This window comes from Salipiger marinus (assembly GCF_900100085.1).
Taxonomy (GTDB): Bacteria; Pseudomonadota; Alphaproteobacteria; order Rhodobacterales; family Rhodobacteraceae; genus Salipiger; species Salipiger marinus.
Genome location: NZ_FNEJ01000010.1, coordinates 177,651 through 199,900 on the forward strand (window position 1 = coordinate 177,651; position 22,250 = coordinate 199,900).

The following is a 22,250-nucleotide window of genomic DNA, read 5'->3' on the forward strand; positions in this document are numbered from 1 at the left end:
CCCGGTCAGAACGGTTTGACGACCACGGCCCAAAGCACCGCGATCACCACAAACACGCTGATTTCATTGAAGATGCGCAGGAACATGTCGCTTTCGCGAAAGATGCCGCGCTTGGCCAGCAGCACCATGCGCCCGGTCCAGACGTAATGCACGACCAGCAGCAGCACGAGCCCGATCTTCAGATGCAGCCATGCCGGAAAGCCCCAGATCCAGCCCAGCCAGATGCCGGTGATCAGCGCGATCACCCCCAGCCCCGCCGAAAAGCGGTAAAGCCGGATGGTCAGGTCGCCCAGAGGGCCGAAATCGCCCAGCCGGGCATGTTCGCGCTTCCAGTAGATCAGCGCGCGGGGCACCGCGAAGATGGAGGTCATCCATCCCATCACGGCAAGCAGGTGAATGATCTTGAGCCAGTCCATGCGCTTACCTGTTATCATTCCGGGACGCCGCGCAAGACCGGGCAGAAGGCTGCGGCAATTCTGCTTGGCTTTACCGGCAAATTGGTTATATGACTTTACCAATTCAGGAGTGACGCCCATGCAGATGCCAGCCCCCGACGCCCGCATCCTTGCCCGCAAGGCCCAGATCGTGGCGCGACTTCGCACCGTCCTGCCCGAGACTGCGGTGATCTCCGAGCTTGCCGAGACGCGGGCCTATGAATGCGACGCGCTGACCGCCTATCGCTGTCCGCCGCTCTGCGTGGTGCTGCCCGGTTCCACCGAGGACGTGTCGGCCGTGCTGCGGATCTGCCACGAAGAGGGCGTGCCGGTGGTGCCGCGCGGATCCGGCACCTCGCTTGCCGGGGGGGCGCTGCCCACGGCGGATGCGGTGATCCTTGGCGTGGCCCGCATGACCGAGGTGCTGGAGACCGATTACACCAACCGGGTGATCCGGGTGCAGACCGGGCGCACCAACCTGTCGGTCAGCGGCGCCGTGGCGGAGGAGGATTTTTTCTATGCACCCGATCCGTCCTCGCAGCTGGCCTGTGCCATCGCGGGCAATATCGCGATGAATTCGGGGGGCGCGCATTGCCTGAAATATGGCGTGACCACCAACAACCTGCTGGGCGTGACCCTCGTGCTGATGGATGGCACCGTGGTGGAGCTGGGCGGCGCGCATCTGGACGCGCCGGGGCTGGATCTGCTGGGGGTGATCTGCGGATCCGAAGGCCAGCTGGGCGTGGTGACCGAGGCGAGCCTGCGCATCCTGCGCAAGCCCGAAGGCGCGCGCCCGGTGCTGATGGGGTTTGACAGCAACGAGGTGGCCGGGGCCTGCGTGTCCGACATCATCAAGGCGGGGGTGCTGCCGGTCGCCATCGAATTCATGGACCGCCCCTGCATCGAGGCCTGCGAAGCCTTTGCCCATGCCGGATACCCGATGTGCGAGGCGCTGCTGATCGTCGAGGTCGAAGGGTCGCCCGACGAGATCGACGAGCAGCTGGCGCTGATCCTTGCCATCGCGCGGCGGCATGACCCGGTGGAGCTGCGCGAGGCGCGCGATGCCGACGAGGCCGGGCGCATCTGGCTGGGCCGCAAATCGGCCTTTGGCGCCATGGGGCAGATCAACGATTACATGTGCCTTGACGGCACCATCCCGGTGACCGCGCTGCCGGAGGTGCTGCGCCGCATCGCGGGCCTGTCCGAAGAGTTCGGGCTGAAGGTGGCGAACGTGTTCCATGCGGGGGATGGCAACATGCATCCGCTGATCCTGTTCGACGCCAATACGCCCGGCCAGCTGGAACTGTGCGAGGCGTTCGGGGCGGAGATCCTGAAGCTCTGTGTCGAGGTGGGCGGCTGCCTGACCGGCGAGCATGGCGTGGGCATCGAAAAGCGCGACCTGATGAGCGTGCAATATGCCCCCGCCGATCTGGAGGCGCAGATGGCGGTGAAGGACGTGTTCGATCCGCGCTGGCTGCTGAACCCCGCCAAGGTGTTTCCGCTGGACGTGTCGGAGCCGCGCCGGAGCGTGGCGCTGGCGGCGGAGTGAGAGCGGGGGCGCTGCCCCCGCACCCCCGGGATATTTGAACCAAGAAGAAGAGCCATGAGACCTGAGAGCGAGGCCGAGCTGGCCGCAGAGATTGCCGGGGCCGAGGGGCCGCTTCTGATCCGGGGCGGCGGCACACGCGGGGTGGGCGCGGTTGCGGGCACCGTGCTGGAGACCGGCGGGCTTGCGGGCATCACGCTTTATGAGCCGGGGGCGCTGACGCTGGTGGCGCGGGCGGGCACGCCTCTGGCCGAGGTGGAGGCGGCGCTGGCGGCGGAGGGGCAGCGGCTGGCCTTCGAGCCGCCGGATCTGCGCGGGCTGCTGGGACGCAGCGGCGATAGCACGCTGGGCGGCGTGGTGGCGGCCAATGCTTCGGGCCCGCGGCGGATCGCGGCGGGGGCCTGCCGGGATTTCCTGCTGGGGGTGCGCTTTGTCGATGGCCGCGGGCAGGTGGTGCGCAATGGCGGGCGGGTGATGAAGAACGTCACCGGCTATGATCTGGTCAAGCTGATGGCGGGCGCCTGCGGCACCTTGGGCGTCCTGAGCGAGGTCAGTCTGAAGGTGCTGCCGCGCCCCGAGGTCAGTGCCACGCTGGTGCTGCACGGGCTTGACGACCGGGCTGCGGTGGCGGCGCTGGCGCGGGGGCTGGGCTCGCCCTATGAGGTGACCGGGGCGGCGCATGATCCGGGGGCCGGGGACGGGCCGCGCAGCTATCTGCGCATCGAAGGCTTCGCGCGCTCGGTGGCCTATCGCATGGAGCGGCTGCGCGGGCTTTTTGCCGATGTTGCGGCGGAGGTGGTCGAGGGCGAAGGGCCGTGGCCCGGCCTGCGCGACGTGGCGCCGTTTCACGGGCGGGCGGGGGCGGTCTGGCGGCTGTCGGTCACGCCCTCGGAGGCGCCGGCGCTGGCCGCGCGGCTGGGGGCGGAGGCGCTGCTTTACGACTGGGGCGGCGGGCTCGTCTGGGCGCTGCTGCCCGAGGGCGTGGATGCGCGCGCCCGGCTGGGGGTGTTCCGCGGCCATGCCACGCTGCTGCGGGGCGCAGGCTGTGCCGCCTTTCATCCCGAACCGGCGCCGGTGGCGGCGCTGTCCGCCGGGCTGCGGCAGCGGTTCGATCCGCGCGGCATCCTAAATCCCGGCCTGATGACATCCTGAAGGAGCGCCGATGCAGACCAAGTTCACCGAGGCGCAGCTTGCCGATCCGGGCACGGCGCGGGCCAACCAGATCCTGCGGTCCTGCGTGCATTGCGGATTTTGCACCGCCACCTGTCCCACCTATCAGGTGCTGGGCGACGAGCTGGACAGCCCGCGCGGGCGCATCTACCTGATCAAGGACATGCTGGAAAACGAGCGGGTGCCGGATGAAAAGACCGTCACCCATATCGACCGCTGCCTGTCCTGTCTGGCCTGCATGACCACCTGTCCGTCGGGGGTGCATTACATGCATCTGGTGGACCATGCCCGCGCCTATATCGAGGAACGCTATCGCAGGCCGTGGCCGGACCGGGCGCTGCGCTGGCTGCTGGCGCGGATCCTGCCCCATCCGATGCGCTTCCGGCTGGCGCTGGCGGCGGCGAAGCTGGGGCGGCCCCTGCGCGGGCTAATGCCCGATGCGCGGCTGCGCGCGATGCTGGACATGGTGCCCGCGCGGATTCCGCCGGTCAGCCGCAATGACGATCCGCAGAGCTTTGCCCCCGTGGGGCCGCGGCGGATGCGCGTCGCGCTGATGACCGGCTGCGCGCAGAAGGCGCTTGATACCGACATCAACGATGCCACGATCCGGCTGCTGACCCGGCTGGGCTGCGAGGTGGTGGTGGCCAAGGGCGCGGGCTGCTGCGGGGCGTTGACCCATCACATGGGCCGCGAGGCCGAGGCGCATGGCTCGGCAGCGGCGAACATCCACGCGTGGATGGCCGAAATCCGGGGCGAGGGGCTGGAGGCCATCGTCATCAACACCTCTGGCTGCGGCACCACGGTCAAGGATTACGGCCATATGTTCCGCAGCGGGCCGCTGGCGGCGGAGGCGGCGGAAATCTCGGCCCGGGCGCTGGACGTGTCGGAACTGCTGGTGAAGCTGGGCCTGCCCGAAGGCGCGCCGAAGGGGCTGCGCGTGGCCTATCACGCGGCCTGTTCGCTGCAGCACGGGCAGAAGGTGAAGACCGCGCCCAAGGATCTGCTGAAACGTGCCGGTTTCGAGGTGGTGGAGCCCGCCGATCCGCATCTGTGCTGCGGCAGCGCGGGCACCTACAACCTGATGCAGCCCGAGATTTCCGGCGAGCTGAGGCGGCGCAAGGTCGCGACGCTGGAGGCGAAGGCGCCGCAGGTGATCGCGGCGGGCAATATCGGCTGCATGATGCAGATCGGGTCGGGCACCGGCGTGCCGGTGGTGCATACGGTGCAGCTGCTGGACTGGGCGACCGGCGGGCCGGTGCCGCCCGCGCTGGCCGATCTCTGATCCGTGCCCAATTTTCGACAAATCAGGGTGGCAGTCTGCACGCAAGACAAAGGAGACTATCCCCTGTGAAGATGCTCGCCGCGCTGGTGCTGTGTCTGCTGGCTGCGTCCGCAGGGGCGCAGGACAGCGGGCTGTTTTCCATGTCGAGCCGGGAGGACGGGCGCGGCTGGGAAGCGGTTGGCCGGATCGAGATTGGCGGCAAGGCCTTCTGCACCGGCGCGCTGATCGCGCCGGATCTGGTGCTGACCGCCGCGCATTGCCTGTTTGACGCGGAAAGCGGCGCGCGGGTGCCGGTGTCGGAGATCCAGTTTCTGGCGGGCTGGCGCAACGGGCGGGCGGCGGCCTACCGCCGGGTGCGCAGCGCGGTGCCGCTGCCGGGCTATGATTTTACAGCCCCCGCCGGGCCGGAGCGGGTGCGGCAGGACGTGGCGCTGCTGCGGCTGCAGCATGCGGTGCGCAACACCACGATCACCCCTTTTGCGCTGGGGCCGATGCCCGATCATGGCGACGAGCTGGGCGTGGTGTCCTATGCCCGGGACCGGTCCGAGGCACCCTCGCTGCAGGAGATGTGCGATGTGATGGACCGGCAGCAGGACATGCTGGTGCTGTCCTGTTCGGTGGATTTCGGCAGTTCCGGCGCGCCGGTGTTTTCCTTTGCCGGGGGGCAGCCGCGCATCGTGTCGATCATTTCCGCCAAGGCCGAGGCCGGGGGCAGGCCGGTGTCGCTGGGCGCGCCCGTGGCGGCGGCGCTGGTGCCGCTGCGCGAGGCCATCGCCGCCGAGACGCCGGTGTTCCGCCCGCTGGTCGCCGGAAACCGGCGGGAGACGGGGGCAAAATTCGTGCGGCCCTGACATATGTGGCGGCGCTGCTGCTGGCGGTTGCGGGCGGCGCGGCCATGGCGCAGGGCGCGCGGCTGGACGTGCTGGACCAGCGCGGCGATCTCTTGGGCTGGGAGGCGGTGGGGCGGCTTGATCTGCCCGGCGGCTTCTGCACCGGCGCGCTGATCGCGCGGGATGTGGTGCTGACCGCCGCACATTGCGTGCATGACCGCACCACCGGCGCGCCGCTGCCCGCCGCAGGCATGGTGTTCCGCGCGGGCTATCACCGCGGCACGCAGATCGTGGCGCAGCGGGTGCGGCACTGGGTGGCGCCCTCCGGCTACGTGCAGCAGCCGGGGCAGAGGCTGGGGGCGGAGGCCATCGCCCATGACGTGGCGCTGCTGAAGCTGGAGGCGCCGGTCAGCGTGGCCGAGGCCGATCCGTTCCGCATCCATGACACGCCCCCCGAAGGCACTGCGGTCAGCCTGCTGTCCTATGGTCGCGGGCGCGAGGAGGTGCTGTCGCGTCAGCCCGCCTGCGCCATGACGGGCCGGTATGCGGGCGGGATTCTGGAATTCGACTGCAGCGTGACTTGGGGGTCGTCGGGGGCGCCGGTTTTCGTGCGGGAGGCGGGGCGGCTGCGCATCCTGTCGGTGATCTCGGTGGCGAGCGATCCGGGGCAGGGCACGGGGCATGCGATGGGGCCAAGCCTGCCCGCGCTGGTGGCGGATCTGTCGGCGCGGCTGCGCGGGACAGAGGCCCAGACCCCGGTCAGCGCAGGGGTGCGCCGCGTCAGCGTGGGTGACGGGCGCGGCGGCATGGCGGCGCGGTTCGTGCGGGTGCCGCAGCCCTGAGGCGGGGTTCTTGACAGGGGCGGGGCGGCTTCCCACCTAAACTGCACCGGGGTGCCTGCGACAGGGCTCCGGTGATCTAGACGCCTGTCCCCCAAGGGAAGGCGCCGCAATTACGGTATCGCTTTACGGAGGATTCCCATGCGACACTTCGATCTTGCGCCGCTTTATCGCGCAACCGTCGGCTTTGACCAGATCGCCGACCTGATGGACCGGGTGCTGGCCAGCGACGTGGCCCAGCCCAGCTATCCCCCCTACAACATCGAAAAGACCGCCGATGATGCCTACCGCATCTCCATCGCCGTGGCAGGTTTTGCCGAGGCCGATCTGTCGGTCGAGGTGAAAGAGCACGCGCTTGTCGTGTCGGCCCGCAAGTCCGAGGCTGACGAAGGCCGCAGCTTCCTGCATCGCGGCATCGCCACCCGCGCCTTTGAACGCCGCTTCACGCTGGCCGATCATGTGCGCGTGACGGGCGCCAGCCACGAAAACGGCATGCTGCATATCGACCTAAAGCGCGAGATCCCCGAGGCGCTGAAGCCCCGGCGCATCGCCATCGCCCGCGCCGATGACGTGCAGACGCAGAAAGACCTGCTGGACGCGCAGACGGTGAACTGATCCCGCGCGCCCTTTGGCACAGGCTGGCCCCGGCGGAAACGCCGGGGCTTTTTGCTGTCATGCGTCTGTCATGAAGACATCATGCGGACGTTACGTCAGCGGCGCATGGCAGGAACCGGACAACACAGGGGGATCCGTTCCATGCCCATCCGCACGCTGTGCCTGACGTCGGTTCTGGCGCTTTCCGCCGGGGCCGCGCTGGCCGATACCAGCTTCAACCGCATTGCCAGCTTCGCCACGCCGCTGAACATGGCCGAAGGCGAGGACAAGGCGCGCACCAGCTCCGCCGAGATCATCTCTGCCACCGAAGATGGCATGGTGCTGGTCTATACCGACAGCCCGCTGGGCGTGGTCGGCCGCATCGACATCAGTGACCCCGCAGCGCCCAAGCCGCTTGGCAATGTGGCGGTGGACGGCGAGCCGACCTCGGTCACCGTGCTGGGCAACCATGCCTTTGTCGGCGTGAACACCTCGGAAAGCTTCACCAACCCCTCGGGCAAGCTGGTGGTGCTGGATGCGGTCTCCGGCGAGATCGCGCAGGAATGCGATCTGGGCGGCCAGCCCGATTCCTCGGCTCTGGCCAAGGATGGCAGCTTTGTCGCCGTGGCCATCGAAAACGAGCGGGACGAGGACGCGGGCGATGGCCGCGTGCCGCAGATGCCCGCAGGCTATGTGGCGATCCTTGACGTGGTCGACGGTCTGGCGGTCTGCGACAGTCTGGTGAAGGCGGATGTGACCGGCCTTGCCGAGGTGGCGCCCGAAGATCCCGAGCCCGAATTCGTCGACGTGAACGAGGCGGGCGAGATCGTCGTCACGCTGCAGGAAAACAACCACATCGTCGTGCTGAACAAGGCCGGCGAGGTGCAGAGCCATTTCTCCGCCGGGGCGGTGGATCTGACAGAGATCGACACCACCGACGAGCGCGGCGCGATCACCTTCACCGACAGTCAGGACGCCCGCCCGCGCGAGCCCGACGCGGTGCAGTGGATCGACAGCGACACGCTGGTCATCGCCAATGAAGGCGACATGGATGGCGGCGCGCGCGGCTTCACCGTGTTCAAGAAAGACGGCACGCTGGTTCACGAATCCGGCGCATCGTTCGAACATGCCGTGGCCATGGTCGGCCACTATCCGGACAAGCGGTCGGATGCCAAGGGCGTGGAACCCGAAGGCATGGAACTGGGCACCTTTGACGGCGTGCCTTACATGTTCCTGCTGGCGGAACGCGCCTCGGTGGTCGGGGTCTATGACATGACCGATCCCGCAGCGCCGGTGCTGAAGCAGATGCTGCCCTCTGGCATTTCCCCGGAAGGCGCCATCGCCATCCCGGAGCGGGGGCTGGTCGCCACCGCCAACGAGGTGGATCTGGTGGAAGACGGCGGCGTGCGCGCCCATGTCATGATCTACGAACTGCAGGACGGCGCGCCGGCCTATCCGACCGTCACCTCCGAAGGCGCGGACGAGCTGATCGGCTGGGGCGCCAATTCCGGCATGGTCGCGGGCGAGGACGGCATGCTTTACGCCGTCAATGACAGCTTCTTTGCCTATCAGCCCACCATCTTCACCATCGACGTGTCGGAACAGCCCGCGCGCATCACCAAGGCGCTGCCGGTGACCCGGGGCGGCCATCCGGCGCAGAAGCTGGACATGGAAGGCATCACCACCGATGGCGAAGGCGGTTTCTGGATCGCCTCCGAAGGCGATGCGGCCAAGCTGGTGCCGCATGCCATCTATCACGTGAATGCCGAGGGCGAGATCGAGAAAGAGATCGGCCTGCCCGAGGCGCTGCTGGAAGGTCAGAAGCGGTTCGGCTTCGAAGGCATCACCCTGCTGGACGGCACGCTGTGGATGGCCGTGCAGCGCGAATGGGGCAATGACCCGGCGGGCCATGTCAAGCTGATCTCCTACAACCTCGAGTCCGAAGAATGGGGCGCCGTGCATTACCCCATCGCCACTGCGGAAACCGGCTGGGTCGGTCTGTCGGACATCGTCGCCCATGGCGATCAGGTCTATGTCGTGGAACGCGACAACCAGATCGGCGATGCCGCCAAGATCAAGAAGATCTACAGCGTGCCCGCCGCTGAAATGGTGCCCGCCGCTCCCGGCAGCGAACTGCCCGTGGTGACCAAGACCGAAGTGCGCGACCTGATCCCCGACCTGAAAGGCTGGGGCGGCTATGTGGTCGACAAGGTCGAAGGTCTGGCCATCACCGCAGACGGCACCTTCTGGGTGTCCACCGACAATGACGGCACCGATGACAGCTCGGGCGAGACGTTCCTCTGGAGCTTCACGCAGGACTGATCCGGACCTGATACAGACAGGAACGCCGCGCGGGGAACCGCGCGGCGTTTGCCGTTCCGGGGAAGGGCGGATCAGGCGGCGGGGGTGCTGCGGGTCAGTTCCAGAAACACATCCTCCAGATCCGCCTGTTCGGTGCGCACGTCGCGCAGCCGGATGCCCTGCGTGTGGATCAGCTGCAGCACCTGTTCGGCAGAGGTTTCCCGCGCCCGGTAGCTGAGCGCGATCAGCCCGCCCTCGCGCCGTTCGGCGGTGATGCCGGGGCCCTGCGGCAGGGTGACGGGATCACTTTCGGGCGTGATCACCATGGTCTTGGCGTCAAGCTGGCCCAGCAGGTTGGCGGTGCTGTCGCGCGCCACCACCTCGCCATGGTTGATGATGGCGATCTCGTCGCACATCTGTTCGGCCTCTTCGAGGTAATGCGTCGTCAGGATGATGGTCATGCCCGTCTCCTGATTGAGACGGCGCACGTTGCGCCACAGCATCTGCCGCAGTTCGATGTCCACCCCGGCGGTGGGTTCGTCCAGCACAAGGATATGCGGCTGGTGGACCAGCGCCTTGCCCAGCAGAAGCCTGCGCCGCATGCCCCCCGACAGGGTGCGGGCATAGGCTTCGGCCTTGTCGGACAGCCCGATCATCTCGAGGATCTCTTCGGTGCGCCGGTCCTTTTTCGGCACGCCATACAGCCCCGCCTGCACCTCCAGCGCGGCGCGCGGCGGGAAGAACGGGTCAAGGTTCAGCTCCTGCGGCATGACCCCGATGGCGGCGCGGGACTGGCGCGGGTTGCGGTCCTGATCCCAGCCCCAGATCGTGACCTTGCCCGCCGTTTTCAGCACCAGCCCGGCCAGAATGTTGATCAGCGTCGATTTTCCCGCGCCATTGGGCCCCAGCAGGCCAAAGATCGACCCTTCGGGCACGGCAAGGTCGATGCCCTTCAGCGCCTGTTTTCCGCCTGCATAGGTCTTGCGCAGACCCTCGATCCGGATCGCATCCTGCGTCATGCCGAGCCTTGCTCCTGTCTGCCACTTGTCTCATAACGCAGGTAGTGCACCGACAGCAAAAAGGGAACCGGACCAATGGCCACCGAGGCACCCGAGACCAAAATCGTCGACAGCCACCGCATCGCCTGCGATGGCGGCGAGGGCGCGCTTGGCCATCCAAGGGTCTGGCTGACCATCCCGCAGCAGACGGGCTTCGTGGAATGCCCCTATTGCGACGCGAAATACGTCCACCGCGATTTCGAGGGCAAGGTCTGACCCTCCGGCAGCCCTGAGCCGGAGCGGTGCTTGCCGTCCTTCTGAAAACCCTGCCGTTTTTTGCGGTGATCGGGCTGGGCTATGGCGCGGCCCGGATGCGGTTCTTTTCAGAGGCGGCCAGTGCGGCGCTGACGCGCTTTGTCTTTTACTTCGCGCTGTCGGCGATGCTGTTCCGCTTCTCCGCGAACCTGTCCATCGCCGAGATCTTCGACCCGCAGCTGGCGCTGGCCTATCTGACCGGCACGGCGGCGGTCTATGCCATTGCCACCGCCGCCGGGCTGTGGCGGCGGCAGGATGTGGCCACCACCGCGATCGAGGCGCAATGCGCCGCCATCGGCAATACCGGCTTTCTGGGCGTGCCGATGCTGGCGGTGCTGCTGGGGCAGGCGGCGGTGGCGCCGATCATCCTCGTGCTGTCCATCGACCTCATCGTGTTCTCTTCGCTGCTGGTGATCCTTGTCACCGGGTCGCGCGACGGGCAGCTGTCGCCCGGCACGCTGCGCACCGTGGCGCTGGGGCTGGTCAAGAACCCCATGATCGTCTCGGTTCTGGCGGGGCTGGCGGTGTCGGCCAGCGGGCTGACCCTGCCTGCGGTCGCCAATGACTTCCTGACCCTGCTGGGCAATGCCGCGACCCCCGGCGCGCTTTTTGCCATTGGCGCGTCGCTTGCCACCAAAAGCGCGGAACGGCTGGAGGTGGCGGGCTGGCTCAGCTTCTGCAAGCTGGTGCTGCATCCCGCCTTCGTGGCGCTGGCGGCGTTCTGGCTGATCCCGGTCAGCGGCTTTCAGGCGGCGGTGGTGGTCTCTGCCGCGTCGCTGCCGGTGGCGGGCAACATCTTCATCCTTGCGCAGCATTACGGCATCGCGCCGCAGCGGGTGTCGGCCTCCATCCTGATCTCGACGGCGGCCAGCATCCTGACGGTCAGCGCGGTGATCGCATGGGTGGCGCCCTAGGCTTGCCGCTGCGGGCGCGGCGCGGTAGCCATGTCCGCAAACGGAGGATCGGCCATGTTGACCAAATCGGAAAACCGCAGCTTCGGGGGCGTGCAGGGCGTCTATACCCACAGGTCGGAGTCCTGCGCCTGTGACATGACCTTTGGCCTGTATCTGCCGCCGCAGGCGCAGACGGGCAAGGTGCCGCTGCTGTGGTATCTGTCGGGCCTGACCTGCACCCATGACAACGCCATGACCAAGGCCGGGGCGCAGGCTTGGGCCGCCGCGGCAGGCGTGGCGGTGGTGTTCCCCGACACCTCGCCGCGCGGGCCGGGCGTGGCCGATGATGAAGCCTATGATCTGGGGCAGGGCGCGGGCTTTTACGTCAACGCCACGCAGGATCCCTGGGCGCCGCATTTCCGCATGTGGGATTACATCGCCACGGACCTGCCCGCGCTGCTGGCCGCCGAATTCCCGCTGGACATGGACCGGCAAAGCATCACCGGCCATTCCATGGGCGGGCATGGCGCGCTGACGCTGGCGCTGACCCTGCCGGACCGCTTCCGCTCGGTCTCGGCCTTTGCCCCCATCGCCAACCCGACGCAGAGCGACTGGGGCCGCAAGCAGCTTGGCGCCTATCTGGGCGAGGACAGCGCCGCATGGGAGGCCCATGATTCCACGCTGCTGATGACGGAACGCGGCTTTGCCGGGCCGCTGCTGGTGGATCAGGGCGCGCAGGACCAGTTTCTGGATCTGCTGAAGCCCGAGGCGCTGGCCCATGCCATCGCGGCGCGGCGCCAGCCTGCGACCTTCCGCATGCAGGCGGGCTATGACCACAGCTATTTCTTCGTGGCCTCCTTCATGCGCGATCACATCGACTTCCACGCCGAGGCGCTGCGGGCGTGACGCTGTATATCGACGCCGATGCCTGCCCGGTGAAGGACGAGGCCGAACGTGTGGCCACCCGTCACGGCTGGACCATGGTGCTGGTGTCGAATGGCGGGCTGCGCCCCTCGCGCAACCCGCTGGTGCAGATGGTCACCGTCTCCGCCGGGCCGGACGAGGCCGACAAGTGGATCGCCGACCGGGCGGGCGCGGGCGATGTGGTGGTGACCAATGACATCCCGCTGGCCGCGCGCTGCGTCGAAGGCGGCGCGCGGGTGCTGCGGCCCGACGGGTCCCGGCTGGATCAGGGCAATATCGGCGCGCAGCTTGCCATGCGCGATCTGATGGCGGACCTGCGCGCGGCGGACCCGTTCCGCGCGGGCAGCGGCAAGGGCTTTACCAAGGCGGACCGGTCGCGGTTTCTGGATGCACTGGAACGCGAGATCCGCGCAGCAAAAGGCTAGGGCATGTCCATCAGAGCTGTGGTTTTCGACATCGGCAACGTGCTGATCGAATGGGCGCCGGAGCGGTATTTCGACCGGGTGCTGGGGGAGGAGCGCCGCCGCGCGCTGTTCGCCGAGGTGGATCTGCACGCGATGAACGACCGCATCGACCAAGGCGAGGATTTCCGCGAGGTGGTCTATGCCACCGCCGAGCTTTATCCGGACTGGGCGGAGCATATCCGCCACTGGCACGACAACTGGCTGGAACTGGCAACCCCGGAAATCCCCGGATCGGTGGCGCTGCTGCGGCGCCTGCGGGCGCGGGGCGTGCCGGTTTTTGCGCTGACCAATTTCGGCATCGGCACCTTTGATCTGGCCGAACCGGCCTATCCCTTCCTGACCGAATTCGACCGCCGCTATGTGTCGGGCCATATGAAGTTCATCAAGCCGGGGCACGAGATTTTCGAGCAGGTGGAGCGTGACTGCGGCCTGCCGCCGGAAAGCCTGCTGTTCACCGATGACCGCGACGACAACATCGCCACCGCCGCCGCGCGCGGCTGGCAGGTGCATCCGTTCCGGGGTCCGGAGGGGTGGGAGGACTGCCTGATCGGTCACGGGCTGCTGCCCGCCCGCGACGCGGCCTGAGCCGCGCCGCCTCTGTCACGCTGGCGGGCGCGGCCTGAGCCGCGCCGCCTCTGTCACGCTGGCGGGCGCGGCCAAGGCCGCGCCGCCTGTCGCTCAGGCGGGTTGCGGCACCGGCGTGCGGTTTTCCCGGATCGGCAGGTGAACGATGGCGCTCAGCGCGCCGACGCCGACGCCGATCCACCAGACCAGCGTGTAATTGCCGTAGATGTCATACATCCGCCCGCCCAGCCACACGCCAAGGAACCCGCCCAGCTGGTGGCTGAAGAACACCACGCCATAAAGCGTGCCCATGTAGCGCAGCCCGTAAAGATGCGCGACCAGCCCCGAGGTCAGCGGCACGGTGGCGAGCCACAGCGAGCCCATCAGCAGCGAGAACAGGATCACCGAGGTGGGGGTGATCGGCATCAGGATGAAGGTGCCCGCCACGATGGTCCGCGCGGTGTAGATGCCCGCCAGCAGGTATTTGCGCTGCCAGCGTTTGCCCGCCCAGCCCGCCATCAGCGTGCCCGCCACATTCGCCACCCCGATCAGCGCGATGGACCACGCGCCAAGCGCCGAGGTGGTGGTGATGCCCACGGCATGCAGCATCCCGCCCGGATCGATGGGGCCGCACATTTCCTCGACAAAGGCGGGGAAATGCGCGGTGACGAAGGCAAGCTGGTAGCCGCAGGAGAAGAAGCCCAGAAAGATCAGCGCAAAGGACGGATCGCGGAAGGCGCGGGTCAGGATGGTGCCCATGCTTTCTTCCAGCTCCGCCCGGCTGGCCGGGGCGGGCGCGCGCATCATCGGCAGCGCCAGCAGCATGGCAAGGATCGCCACGGCAAAGACCAGAAACACCGACTGCCACGGCATGATGCCCAGCAGGGCCTCGGCCACCGGGGCGCCGAAGACCTGCCCGGCGCTGCCCGCCGCCGTGGCGATGGCCAGCGACATGGACCGGTTCTCCTCGGACGAGGCGCGGCCCACCACGGCAAGGATCACGCCAAAGCCGGTGCCTGCCACGCCGAAGCCCACCAGCACCTCATAGGCCTGCATCGAGAACGGATCGGCGGCAAAGCTCGACAGCACCAGTCCCAGTGCATACAGCAGCGCCCCCATGACGATGGCCTTGCGGTCGCCGATGCGTTCCGCCAGCGCCCCGAACAGCGGCTGCCCGATGCCCCAGGCAAGGTTCTGGATGGCGATGGCAAGGCTGAACTCGGCGCGCGGCCAGCCGAATTCCTCGGCGATGGGGATCTGGAACACCCCGAAGCTGGCGCGCACGGCGAAGGAAATCAGGATGATGACACAGCCGGTCACGAGGACGGGCGTGAAGATGGAGGGTTTGGTCATGCGGGGAACTCCTGCTCGCGCGCCAGCCTTACGGGGCGATGTCACGGGGTCAATCCCGATTTGGTGATGACGGGGATCATCTTCCGTGATGCGCGCGGGCTCTACACAAAGCCGCCGGGCCGCGCTATGGCGCGGACATGACCACGCTGACCGACCTTTACGACGCAAGGGTGGCCGAGGGCCGCCTGACGCGAGACCCCGCGCAGGAAGACACCCTGCCCGAGCTGGAGCGCATCCGCGCCGAACTGGCAAAGCCGGTGAAGCGCGGGCTGTTCCGCCGTGCGCCCGAACCGCCGAAGGGGCTGTACCTTTGGGGCGGGGTGGGGCGCGGCAAATCCATGCTGATGGATCTGTTTGTCGACAGCCTGTCCGTGCCGGTGCGCCGGGTGCATTTCCATGCCTTCATGCAGGAAATGCAGGCTGATCTGCACCGCCTGCGCGGCGAGGGCGTGGAGGATCCGGTGATCCCCATGGCCCGCCGCGTCAGCGACGCGGTCAAGGTGCTGGCCTTTGACGAGATGCAGATCACCGACATCGCCGATGCGATGCTGGTGGGGCGGCTGTTCCAGCAGCTGTTCGATGCGGGAACGGTCGTGGTCACCACCTCGAACCGGGTGCCGGACGATCTTTACAAGGACGGGCTGAACCGGCAGCTGTTCCTGCCCTTCATCGCGCTGATCAAGGAGCGGCTGGTGGTGCGCGAACTGGCCTCTGACCGGGATCACCGGCAGGACCGTCTGAAGGGCGCGCAGGTCTATTTCACGCCGGTGAACGATGCCTCGCGCGCGAAGATCGATGCGCTGTGGACGGAGCTGACCCAAGGCCGCGAGGAGCCGCTGGTGCTGACCGTCAAGGGCCGCCGGGTGGAACTGCCGCGCTATTCCAACGGCATCGCGCGCGCGTCGTTCTACGATCTCTGCGGCCAGCCGCTGGGGCCTGCCGATTATCTGGCGCTGGCCGAGGCGGTGCGGATGCTGGTGATCGAGAACATCCCCCGGCTGGGCCGCAGCAATTTCAACGAGGCAAAGCGGTTCGTGACGCTGGTCGACGCGCTGTACGAGGCGAAGGTGAAGGTCATCATCAGCGCCGTGGACGAGCCCGAAAGCCTGTATGTCGAAGGCACCGGCGCGTTTGAATTCGAACGCACCGCCAGCCGCCTGCGCGAAATGCAGGATGCGCGCTGGGGCGAGCCGGGCTGATCCTGTCGCCGCGCGGGCGCTGACAGAAGGAAGGGCCCCGCGAGGGGCCCTCCAAGGTGGCTCGATTTTGGGTCTTCTGCCTGATCCTGTGTCCGGTTCCGCATCACTGCGACCGGACTCTGTCGGTGCGGGACAGATGCGCGCGGACGGCGTCCGGACGCGGGTGTTGTTTTTCTGAGTGATCTGCCCCGATGGTGCCGCGAGCGGGTGTGCAATCTGCGCGTGGCCTTGGGCTGACCTTATGCGAGACGCAGCGAATCAGTCAACATATAGTTACTGGCACGAGCTGAGGCAGGCGGGATTGCGCGAATCACCAGCACTAGCGGCGCGGGCCTTCAGCCGTTGTCGCGCAGCACGGTCCCGGCAAGGTAAAGCGAGCCGCAGATCAGCACCCGCGCGGCAGGATCACGCGCGATGATGGTGTCCAGCGCGCTGGACACATCGGGGGCGGTGCTGCTGGCCAGACCCACGGCGCTGCCCGCCTCGGCGGTCTGGTCGGCAGAAAGCGTGGCGGGCGCGTCGGGGATCGACACGGCGGTCAGGCTGTCCACCACCCGCGCCAGCGGGCGCAGGTAGCCGGACACGTCCTTGGTGTTGAGCATGCCGCAGATCAGGTGGGTGGGCCTGCGCGGCATGTGTTCCAGCAGATCGGCCAGCGCCTCTCCGGCGGCGGGGTTGTGCCCGCCATCCAGCCACAGTTCCGCCTCGGGCGCGGCCTTGGCCAGCGGGCCCCGGCGCAGGCGCTGCATCCGGGCGGGCCAGTCGGCGCGGGTCACCGCCGCCTCGCAGGCGGCTTCGTCATGGCCCAGATGGCGCAGCGCGGCGAGCGCCGCCCCGGCATTGGCGATCTGATGCGGGCCGGGCAGGTTGGGCAGCGGCAGATCCAGCAGCCCGGTTTCATCCTGATAGACCAGCCGCCCGCGTTCTTCCCAGACATGCCAGTGCTGGCCATAGGCCAGCAGCGGGGCACCCAGACGGGCGGCGCGCGCCTCGATCGCCTCCAGCGCTTCGCCATCCTGCGGGCCGACGATGCAGGGCACGCCGCGTTTCAGGATCCCGGCCTTTTCGCCCGCGATCTCGGTCAGGGTCTCGCCCAGATACTGCTGATGGTCATAGGAGATGGGGGTGAGGATGGTCAGCGCCGGCGTCTCCACCACATTCGTTGCATCCAGCCGCCCGCCAAGCCCGGTTTCCAGCAGCGTGACATCGGCGCGGGTGCGCGCGAAGGCCAGAAAGGCGGCGCAGGTGGTGATCTCGAAATAGGTGATCTGGTCGCCGCCATTGGCGTGCCAGCATTCATCCAGCGCGGCGCTCAGCGCGGATTCGTCGATCAGATCCCCGGCCACGCGGATGCGTTCGTGAAAGCGCACCAGATGCGGCGAGGTATAGGCATGCACGCTCTGGCCTGCCGCCTCCAGCCCGGCGCGGATCATCGCCTGCGTGCTGCCCTTGCCGTTGGTCCCCGCCAGATGGATGACCGGCGGCAGGTCGCGTTCGGGATGGTCCAGCGCCGCCAGCAGGCGCCACACCCGGTCCAGCGTCAGGTCGATGATCTTGGGATGCAGCGACATCATCCGGTCAAGGAGGACATCCGAACCGGCAGCAGTGCTCACTTGGCGGGCTTCTTCTTTGCGGGAGCGGCGGCAGGGGCGGGCACCGCTTCTGCCGCAGCCTCCGACTCGGGGGAGGGCAGGTCGCCCGCGACGGGCGGCGGCATGCCCATCAGCATGCGCAGGATCGTCACCAGTTCGGCGCGCAGGCGGCGGCGGTCGGTCACCCGGTCCAGCATGCCATGTTCCAGCAGGTATTCGGCGCGCTGGAAGCCTTCGGGCAGCTTTTCACGGATGGTCTGTTCGATGACGCGCGGCCCGGCGAAACAGATCAGCGCGCCGGGCTCCGCGATCTGGACATCGCCCAGCATGGCATAAGATGCGGTGACGCCGCCGGTGGTGGGATGGGTCAGCACCACGACATAGGGCAGCCCCGCCTCGCGCAGCATCTGCACGGCCACGGTGGTGCGCGGCATCTGCATCAGCGACAGGATGCCCTCCTGCATCCGCGCGCCCCCGGCGGCGGAGAACAGCACCAGCGGGCGCTTCGATTTCACCGCCTGTTCGGCGGCCTTGATGATGGCATTGCCGACATACATGCCCATCGACCCGCCCATGAAGGAAAAATCCTGCGCGGCGGCAATGATGGGGGTGCGTCCGATTTCCCCGGCGGCGACCAGCATCGCTTCTTTTTCACCGGTGGTTTTCTGCGCCGTGCGCATCCGGTCGGGGTATTTCTTCTGGTCGCGGAAATGCAGCGGATCGGCCAGCGGCTCCGGCACGTCGATTTCCGAGAAGATGCCGCCATCGAACAGCGCGGTGAAGCGTGCGCGCGGCGTGATGTGCATATGGTGTCCGCAATTGGTGCAGACGCCAAGGTTGTCCGTCAGTTCGCGGTGGAACAGCATCGTTCCGCAAGCGTCACATTTCGTCCACAGGTTCTCTGGCATCTCGCGGCGCGAGAAGATCGAGTTGATCCGCGGACGGACGTAGTTGGTGATCCAGTTCATGCGTTGCGGCCCTTACCCGGAGCGGCTTTGATTGCGGGTGACTTAAGCCGCGGTCGGGGGAAATGCAATCGCGCGCGCAGGCTCAGACCCGCAAGGCCAGCCGCGCGGCCAGCCAGCCCAGCCCCAGAGTCATCAGATCCGGCAGCAGCATGGCGCGCATGGCGCTGGTGTCATCGGTGTCGAAGGGCCAGAGATACAGCGCGAGCCCGGCCATGTCGCCCTGCGGGGCGATCAGGCCTATCGCCATGAAGTTGTTGACGAAATGAAAGGCGATGGCCGGCCCCAGCGTGCCGCTGCGCGCCGTCAGGTCGGCCATGGCCAGCCCGAAGACAAAGGCCCAGAGCGTGACCAGCCCGGCATTGGCGCCATAGATGGCGGGCGCGTGGTGACCCAGTGCAAAAAGCGCCGAAGGCAGCACCAGCCAGACCGCAGGCCAAGGCAGGCGCGCGGCAAGCTGGCTTTGCAGATAGCCGCGGAACAGGATTTCTTCGCTGCCGGTCTGCACCAGAAGCGCCAGCAGCGTCAGCGGCAGCAGCGCCAGCCACGTCACGGGCGGCAGGCCCGGCTGCAGATCCGCCGACAGCGGCCATGGCGGCAGCAGCACGATGACGGCGCTGAGCAGGGCCAGCGCCACGGCCACCCGCAGGCCCTGCCGAAGCGCCAGCCCGGGCGGGCCGATCAGGCTGAGGAAGGGGCGCCCGTGCAGAAGCCGCGCGCTGACCGCCGCCCCCGCCGCCATGGCCCCCATGGAGAGCAGCAGCACCAGAAGGCCAAGCGGCGAGTCGTCGACAGTCAGGCTGTCCTTGCCCGCCAAGGGCAGCAGCAGACCCAGCAGCACCTGCGCCAGACCAAAGGTCACCACGATCGCCAGCAGCAGCCCCAGCGCCAGCCGCCAGATCTCGGGGCGGCGTGCGGCAGCGGTCAGGAGGGTGAAGGACCGGTAGCTCATATGCCCTGCGATCTGATGAAAACATGTCCCGGGGGGAAGGCTGCGGCGCCTGCTGGCATGCCGGAAATGTCCGCCCCATACGGGCCAGAAGGGCGCGAATGCACCGGGATGTCAACTCCGCCCCGGCTGGGGGGTATTCTTTCTTGTGCCACGTCAAGGGCTTCGCTATCCCGATACGGGAGCAGATACAGGGCGGGGGGACAGGCGTCATGCGCCATGGGCTGAGCTTTGCGGCATATGCCGTCGCGGGTGTTCTGTCGGGCTGTGTGGCCCCGGTGGCCGGAGGCAGCGCCGGGTCGGCGCCGCTGGCGCGGGCGGCGCTGGTGTCGGGCGATGTGGTGGCGATTGGCCCCGAAGGCTATTGCGTGGATCCGGTGACACTGGCGCGGCGGCCCGGACGCAACTTTGCCGTGGTCGCCTCCTGCCGCATTCTCAGCGATGGTGAGACCGGCCCGATGGTGGAGCCTGCCGTGATGACGGTGACGGTTGGACCACGACAGGCGACAGCGGCCCTGCCCAGCCCGGCGGTGATGGCGGCGCAGGCGGGCCAGCGGCTGATCGGCGGCAGGGAACAGGACGGCGTGGCGCTGGCCCATCTGGCGAGCGGCGGCGATGCGGTGCTGGAGGCGGGCGATCCGCGCTACTGGCGGGCGGTGTACCGGCAGGGATCGCGCCTTGTGGCGCTGGCGCTATATGCGCCAGAGGGCAGCCCGCTGGCCGAGGAGGCCGGAGCCGAGATGCTGCTGCAGATGCAGGACCGGATGGCCGCGGCCAGCGCCGCCCCGGCTGAGGCGGACGCCGGGAACTGACCCGGCCCCGGCGGGCCGGGACGACAGGACAGCGCGCGGGCGCAGAGGCGAGGAGCCACAGGGCATGGCGGCAGGCAGCAGGGACGGATGGCTGGATCGGGTGATGACCGCCGTGGCGCTGCGGCGCTGGGGTCGCGCCGCCGAGGCCGCGCCAGAGACGGATCTGCCGCGCCTGCGCCGCCAGCGGGCCGCCGCCCGGCGGCTGAAAACCCGGCTGGACCGGTTGCTGCAGGTGGCCGAGGCGCGGCTGGCGCTGCCGCTGATCGGATCACAGGCCTTTCCGCGCCCGCAGGATGCCGACTGGGCATGGCGCCCGGATCCGTGGTGCGGGCCGCTGCCGGTGCAGGGCCTGTGCCCGGCCCGCTCTCCGGCACGGCTGGCGGAAGGGACGGTGCTGTTTCACGACTGTCCGCGCGCCGACATCGTCCTGCGCCAGATCCGCAACACGCGGGATGCCGATCTTGCCGCCTGCGGCCTGAAGCTGGAGGTGTTCCGGTTCGAGGGATCCTATCTGTCGCTGGCCGTTGATCTGCCCGAGGCGGCGGCGCAGGGGCTGAAGCGGCGGCATCTGCTGCGGGTCGAAGCGCTGGTGGAGATGGAGCGCCCGGTGGAGATCCTCGCCCGGCTCAACATCCGCCACGGTCCCAATACCGAACAGATCGTGCGCGAACTGCCCCTGCAGGGCGACAGGGCGCGGGTCGAATTCGATCTGGCCTATGCCCGGCTGAACGAGAAGCGCGTCGATCACCTGTGGCTGGACCTGATCTTCGAGGGGCCGGAGATGTCTCAGGTGATCCTGCGCGATCTGACCTTTTGCCGCCGCCCCCGGGCGGAGCTGTGACGGAGAGACGGGATGAGCGCTTACACGCTGACCAAGACGCGCTTTCGCGACGGGATCTGGCAGGGGCTTCTGGTGGGGGAGCCGCGCGGCATCTCCGCCCCCGAGGTGGTGGTGACGCTGGAGGAGGTGCCGCTGCGCGGCGTGACCCTGACCGAAACCGCCGATCCGGGATGCTGGGCGCTGGACGTGCCGGTGCCGGTGGAGGCGGTGGGGGACGGGGTCCGCACCTTCGTGATCCGCGACGCGGAAAGCGGCGCGCGGCTGGACAGCTTTGCCCTGATCGCGGGCGAGGCGCTGGACGATGACCTGCGCGCCGAGATCTCGCTGCTGCGGGCCGAGCTTGACCTGCTCAAGCGGGCATTCCGTCAGCACTGTCTGGACAGCGGTAAAACCCGGTCAGGTTGATTGACCTTCCCGCTGCCAGCGTCCAAGCTGAGCCGGTCGCCTCATCCGGAGTTCTTATGCCCTCGCCCCTGCTCGGCATTGCGCTGAAACTTGCCTCTGTCGTGCTGTTTGTCGTGATGTCGGCGCTGATCAAGGCCGCCTCGGACGAGGTGCCCACCGGGCAGACGGTGTTTTTCCGCTCTTTCTTTGCCATGCCGGTGATCCTTGTCTGGATCCTGTGGCGGCGCGAGCTGTCGAGCGGGCTGCGGGTAAAAAGCGTGTCGGCGCATTTCCTGCGCGGCATCGTGGGCGCGGGCGCCATGGGGTTCAACTTTGCCGCACTTGGCCTGCTGCCGCTGCCCGAGGTCACGGCGCTGAGCTATGCCGGGCCGCTGCTGACGGTGATCTTTGCCGCCGTGCTGCTGGGGGAAAAGGTGCGGATTTTCCGCATGAGCGCGGTTCTGATGGGGCTGGTGGGCGTGGTCATCGTGATGTGGCCGCTGCTGACCGTGTCGGACGTGAACCGGGCGGTGCTGTGGGGGGTGATCTTCATGATGGCCTCGGCGGTGCTGCGGGCGCTGGTGCAGATCCATATCCGCCGCATGGTGGCGACCGAACAGACCGCCGCCATCGTGTTCTATTTCTCGCTGACCGCGACGCTGCTGTCGCTGCTGACCATCCCCTTTGGCTGGGTGATGCCGGGGCCTGCGGATCTGGCGCTGCTGGTGGGGTCGGGGCTGATCGGCGGGGTGGCGCAGATCTGCCTGACCGCAGGCTACCGCCATGGCGAGGCGGCGCTGCTGGCGCCTTTCGACTATGCGTCGATCCTTGTGGCGATCCTGATCGGCTATGTGGTGTTTTCCGACGTGCCGACGGTGTGGATGCTGGTGGGATCGGCGGTGGTCATCGCCTCGGGTGTCGCCATCATCCTGCGCGAACATGCGCTGGGGGTGAAATCGTTCAAGGCCCGGCAGGGGATGACCCCGCAGGGCTGATCCCTG

General features: G+C 68.0%; 23 protein-coding genes. 17 read left to right on the forward strand and 6 right to left on the reverse strand.

Annotated features, from left to right (window positions below):
- Positions 1–5 precede the first annotated feature (5 nt).
- Positions 6–416 carry a CopD family protein gene (locus BLR51_RS13320; RefSeq protein ID WP_089847712.1) on the reverse strand — a complete coding sequence of 137 codons (411 nt, stop codon included), beginning with the start codon at positions 414–416 and terminating at the stop codon, positions 6–8.
- A gap of 118 nt (positions 417–534) precedes the next feature.
- On the opposite strand from BLR51_RS13320, the gene BLR51_RS13325 reads away from it, so the two are divergent.
- From BLR51_RS13325 to BLR51_RS13355, 7 genes are all read left to right on the forward strand, one after another.
- Entirely contained in the window at positions 535–1,983 is a 1,449-nt protein-coding gene (locus tag BLR51_RS13325) for an FAD-linked oxidase C-terminal domain-containing protein (RefSeq protein ID WP_089847714.1), read from the forward strand.
- Between the two features lie 54 nt (positions 1,984–2,037).
- Positions 2,038–3,132, forward strand: a complete 1,095-nt coding sequence (locus BLR51_RS13330) for an FAD-binding protein (RefSeq protein WP_089847717.1) — start codon at positions 2,038–2,040, stop codon at positions 3,130–3,132.
- Positions 3,133–3,142: 10 nt separating this feature from the next.
- Entirely contained in the window at positions 3,143–4,432 is a 1,290-nt protein-coding gene (gene glcF / locus BLR51_RS13335; RefSeq protein ID WP_089847719.1) for a glycolate oxidase subunit GlcF, read from the forward strand.
- A 71-nt stretch (positions 4,433–4,503) separates the two neighbouring features.
- Positions 4,504–5,283, forward strand: a complete 780-nt coding sequence (locus BLR51_RS13340; RefSeq protein ID WP_230795131.1) for a trypsin-like serine peptidase — start codon at positions 4,504–4,506, stop codon at positions 5,281–5,283.
- Between the two features lie 5 nt (positions 5,284–5,288).
- Positions 5,289–6,104: a trypsin-like serine peptidase gene (locus tag BLR51_RS13345; RefSeq protein WP_242656728.1), complete on the forward strand. Its 816-nt coding sequence runs from the start codon at positions 5,289–5,291 to the stop codon at positions 6,102–6,104.
- Positions 6,105–6,242: 138 nt separating this feature from the next.
- The gene (locus tag BLR51_RS13350) at positions 6,243–6,716 is read left to right on the forward strand and encodes an Hsp20 family protein (RefSeq protein WP_089847721.1); all 474 of its coding nucleotides are present in this window, start codon (positions 6,243–6,245) and stop codon (positions 6,714–6,716) included.
- Between the two features lie 141 nt (positions 6,717–6,857).
- Positions 6,858–9,017, forward strand: coding sequence for an esterase-like activity of phytase family protein (locus BLR51_RS13355; RefSeq protein ID WP_089847724.1), 2,160 nt, complete (start codon positions 6,858–6,860; stop codon positions 9,015–9,017).
- Positions 9,018–9,088: 71 nt separating this feature from the next.
- Here BLR51_RS13355 and BLR51_RS13360 read toward each other — a convergent pair whose 3' ends face one another.
- Entirely contained in the window at positions 9,089–10,015 is a 927-nt protein-coding gene (locus tag BLR51_RS13360) for an ABC transporter ATP-binding protein (protein WP_089847725.1), read from the reverse strand.
- A 75-nt stretch (positions 10,016–10,090) separates the two neighbouring features.
- On the opposite strand from BLR51_RS13360, the gene BLR51_RS13365 reads away from it, so the two are divergent.
- Genes BLR51_RS13365 through BLR51_RS13385 form a run of 5 tightly spaced genes read left to right on the forward strand, consistent with a single transcriptional unit; the run spans position 10,091 to position 13,175 of the window.
- Complete coding sequence (locus tag BLR51_RS13365) at positions 10,091–10,270, forward strand: zinc-finger domain-containing protein (RefSeq protein ID WP_089847727.1); 180 nt, start codon at positions 10,091–10,093, stop codon at positions 10,268–10,270.
- 26 nt (positions 10,271–10,296) lie between these two features.
- Entirely contained in the window at positions 10,297–11,223 is a 927-nt protein-coding gene (locus tag BLR51_RS13370; RefSeq protein ID WP_089847729.1) for an AEC family transporter, read from the forward strand.
- Between the two features lie 54 nt (positions 11,224–11,277).
- Positions 11,278–12,108, forward strand: a complete 831-nt coding sequence (gene fghA / locus BLR51_RS13375) for an S-formylglutathione hydrolase (protein WP_089847731.1) — start codon at positions 11,278–11,280, stop codon at positions 12,106–12,108.
- On the forward strand, positions 12,105–12,551 hold the full coding sequence (locus BLR51_RS13380) for a YaiI/YqxD family protein (RefSeq protein WP_089847733.1): 447 nt from the start codon (positions 12,105–12,107) through the stop codon (positions 12,549–12,551). Before fghA ends, BLR51_RS13380 begins: the two co-directional genes overlap by 4 nt.
- A gap of 3 nt (positions 12,552–12,554) precedes the next feature.
- Positions 12,555–13,175 (forward strand): HAD family hydrolase, encoded by a 621-nt coding sequence (locus tag BLR51_RS13385; protein ID WP_089847735.1) that lies wholly within the window; start codon positions 12,555–12,557, stop codon positions 13,173–13,175.
- A 93-nt stretch (positions 13,176–13,268) separates the two neighbouring features.
- Here the strand turns inward: BLR51_RS13385 and BLR51_RS13390 are convergent, their stop codons facing one another.
- Positions 13,269–14,507, reverse strand: a complete 1,239-nt coding sequence (locus tag BLR51_RS13390; RefSeq protein WP_089847736.1) for an MFS transporter — start codon at positions 14,505–14,507, stop codon at positions 13,269–13,271.
- 137 nt (positions 14,508–14,644) lie between these two features.
- Between BLR51_RS13390 and zapE the strand changes: the two genes are divergently transcribed.
- Positions 14,645–15,706 (forward strand): cell division protein ZapE, encoded by a 1,062-nt coding sequence (gene zapE, locus BLR51_RS13395; RefSeq protein WP_089847738.1) that lies wholly within the window; start codon positions 14,645–14,647, stop codon positions 15,704–15,706.
- A 335-nt stretch (positions 15,707–16,041) separates the two neighbouring features.
- On the opposite strand, the gene BLR51_RS13400 is transcribed toward zapE, so the two are convergent.
- The 3 genes from BLR51_RS13400 to BLR51_RS13410 form a co-directional block, all read right to left on the reverse strand.
- A complete protein-coding gene (locus tag BLR51_RS13400; RefSeq protein ID WP_089847833.1) occupies positions 16,042–17,280 on the reverse strand; it encodes a bifunctional folylpolyglutamate synthase/dihydrofolate synthase in 1,239 nt (412 codons plus the stop codon).
- A 35-nt stretch (positions 17,281–17,315) separates the two neighbouring features.
- Positions 17,316–18,266, reverse strand: coding sequence for an acetyl-CoA carboxylase, carboxyltransferase subunit beta (gene accD / locus BLR51_RS13405; protein WP_089847740.1), 951 nt, complete (start codon positions 18,264–18,266; stop codon positions 17,316–17,318).
- An 82-nt stretch (positions 18,267–18,348) separates the two neighbouring features.
- Positions 18,349–19,215, reverse strand: a complete 867-nt coding sequence (locus BLR51_RS13410; RefSeq protein ID WP_089847742.1) for a CPBP family intramembrane glutamic endopeptidase — start codon at positions 19,213–19,215, stop codon at positions 18,349–18,351.
- Between the two features lie 209 nt (positions 19,216–19,424).
- Between BLR51_RS13410 and BLR51_RS13415 the strand changes: the two genes are divergently transcribed.
- From BLR51_RS13415 to BLR51_RS13430, 4 genes are all read left to right on the forward strand, one after another.
- Entirely contained in the window at positions 19,425–20,024 is a 600-nt protein-coding gene (locus tag BLR51_RS13415) for a hypothetical protein (protein WP_089847744.1), read from the forward strand.
- 64 nt (positions 20,025–20,088) lie between these two features.
- Entirely contained in the window at positions 20,089–20,865 is a 777-nt protein-coding gene (locus BLR51_RS13420; RefSeq protein ID WP_089847746.1) for a DUF6478 family protein, read from the forward strand.
- A 12-nt stretch (positions 20,866–20,877) separates the two neighbouring features.
- Positions 20,878–21,270, forward strand: coding sequence for a hypothetical protein (locus BLR51_RS13425; protein WP_089847748.1), 393 nt, complete (start codon positions 20,878–20,880; stop codon positions 21,268–21,270).
- A gap of 56 nt (positions 21,271–21,326) precedes the next feature.
- The gene (locus tag BLR51_RS13430) at positions 21,327–22,244 is read left to right on the forward strand and encodes a DMT family transporter (protein WP_089847750.1); all 918 of its coding nucleotides are present in this window, start codon (positions 21,327–21,329) and stop codon (positions 22,242–22,244) included.
- Positions 22,245–22,250 lie beyond the last annotated feature (6 nt).

Coding starts and splice junctions, on each gene's coding strand:
- BLR51_RS13430 (WP_089847750.1), top strand. CDS start 21,327: ATGCCCTCGCCCCTGCTCGGCATTGCGCTGAAACTTGCCTCTGTCGTG.
- BLR51_RS13425 (WP_089847748.1), top strand. CDS start 20,878: ATGAGCGCTTACACGCTGACCAAGACGCGCTTTCGCGACGGGATCTGG.
- BLR51_RS13330 (WP_089847717.1), top strand. CDS start 2,038: ATGAGACCTGAGAGCGAGGCCGAGCTGGCCGCAGAGATTGCCGGGGCC.
- BLR51_RS13325 (WP_089847714.1), top strand. CDS start 535: ATGCAGATGCCAGCCCCCGACGCCCGCATCCTTGCCCGCAAGGCCCAG.
- BLR51_RS13365 (WP_089847727.1), top strand. CDS start 10,091: ATGGCCACCGAGGCACCCGAGACCAAAATCGTCGACAGCCACCGCATC.
- BLR51_RS13410 (WP_089847742.1), bottom strand. CDS start 19,215: ATGAGCTACCGGTCCTTCACCCTCCTGACCGCTGCCGCACGCCGCCCC.
- BLR51_RS13390 (WP_089847736.1), bottom strand. CDS start 14,507: ATGACCAAACCCTCCATCTTCACGCCCGTCCTCGTGACCGGCTGTGTC.
- BLR51_RS13400 (WP_089847833.1), bottom strand. CDS start 17,280: ATGATGTCGCTGCATCCCAAGATCATCGACCTGACGCTGGACCGGGTG.
- BLR51_RS13320 (WP_089847712.1), bottom strand. CDS start 416: ATGGACTGGCTCAAGATCATTCACCTGCTTGCCGTGATGGGATGGATG.
- BLR51_RS13360 (WP_089847725.1), bottom strand. CDS start 10,015: ATGACGCAGGATGCGATCCGGATCGAGGGTCTGCGCAAGACCTATGCA.
- BLR51_RS13415 (WP_089847744.1), top strand. CDS start 19,425: ATGCGCCATGGGCTGAGCTTTGCGGCATATGCCGTCGCGGGTGTTCTG.
- BLR51_RS13385 (WP_089847735.1), top strand. CDS start 12,555: ATGTCCATCAGAGCTGTGGTTTTCGACATCGGCAACGTGCTGATCGAA.
- accD (WP_089847740.1), bottom strand. CDS start 18,266: ATGAACTGGATCACCAACTACGTCCGTCCGCGGATCAACTCGATCTTC.
- BLR51_RS13355 (WP_089847724.1), top strand. CDS start 6,858: ATGCCCATCCGCACGCTGTGCCTGACGTCGGTTCTGGCGCTTTCCGCC.
- zapE (WP_089847738.1), top strand. CDS start 14,645: ATGACCACGCTGACCGACCTTTACGACGCAAGGGTGGCCGAGGGCCGC.
- fghA (WP_089847731.1), top strand. CDS start 11,278: ATGTTGACCAAATCGGAAAACCGCAGCTTCGGGGGCGTGCAGGGCGTC.
- glcF (WP_089847719.1), top strand. CDS start 3,143: ATGCAGACCAAGTTCACCGAGGCGCAGCTTGCCGATCCGGGCACGGCG.
- BLR51_RS13420 (WP_089847746.1), top strand. CDS start 20,089: ATGGCGGCAGGCAGCAGGGACGGATGGCTGGATCGGGTGATGACCGCC.
- BLR51_RS13350 (WP_089847721.1), top strand. CDS start 6,243: ATGCGACACTTCGATCTTGCGCCGCTTTATCGCGCAACCGTCGGCTTT.
- BLR51_RS13340 (WP_230795131.1), top strand. CDS start 4,504: ATGCTCGCCGCGCTGGTGCTGTGTCTGCTGGCTGCGTCCGCAGGGGCG.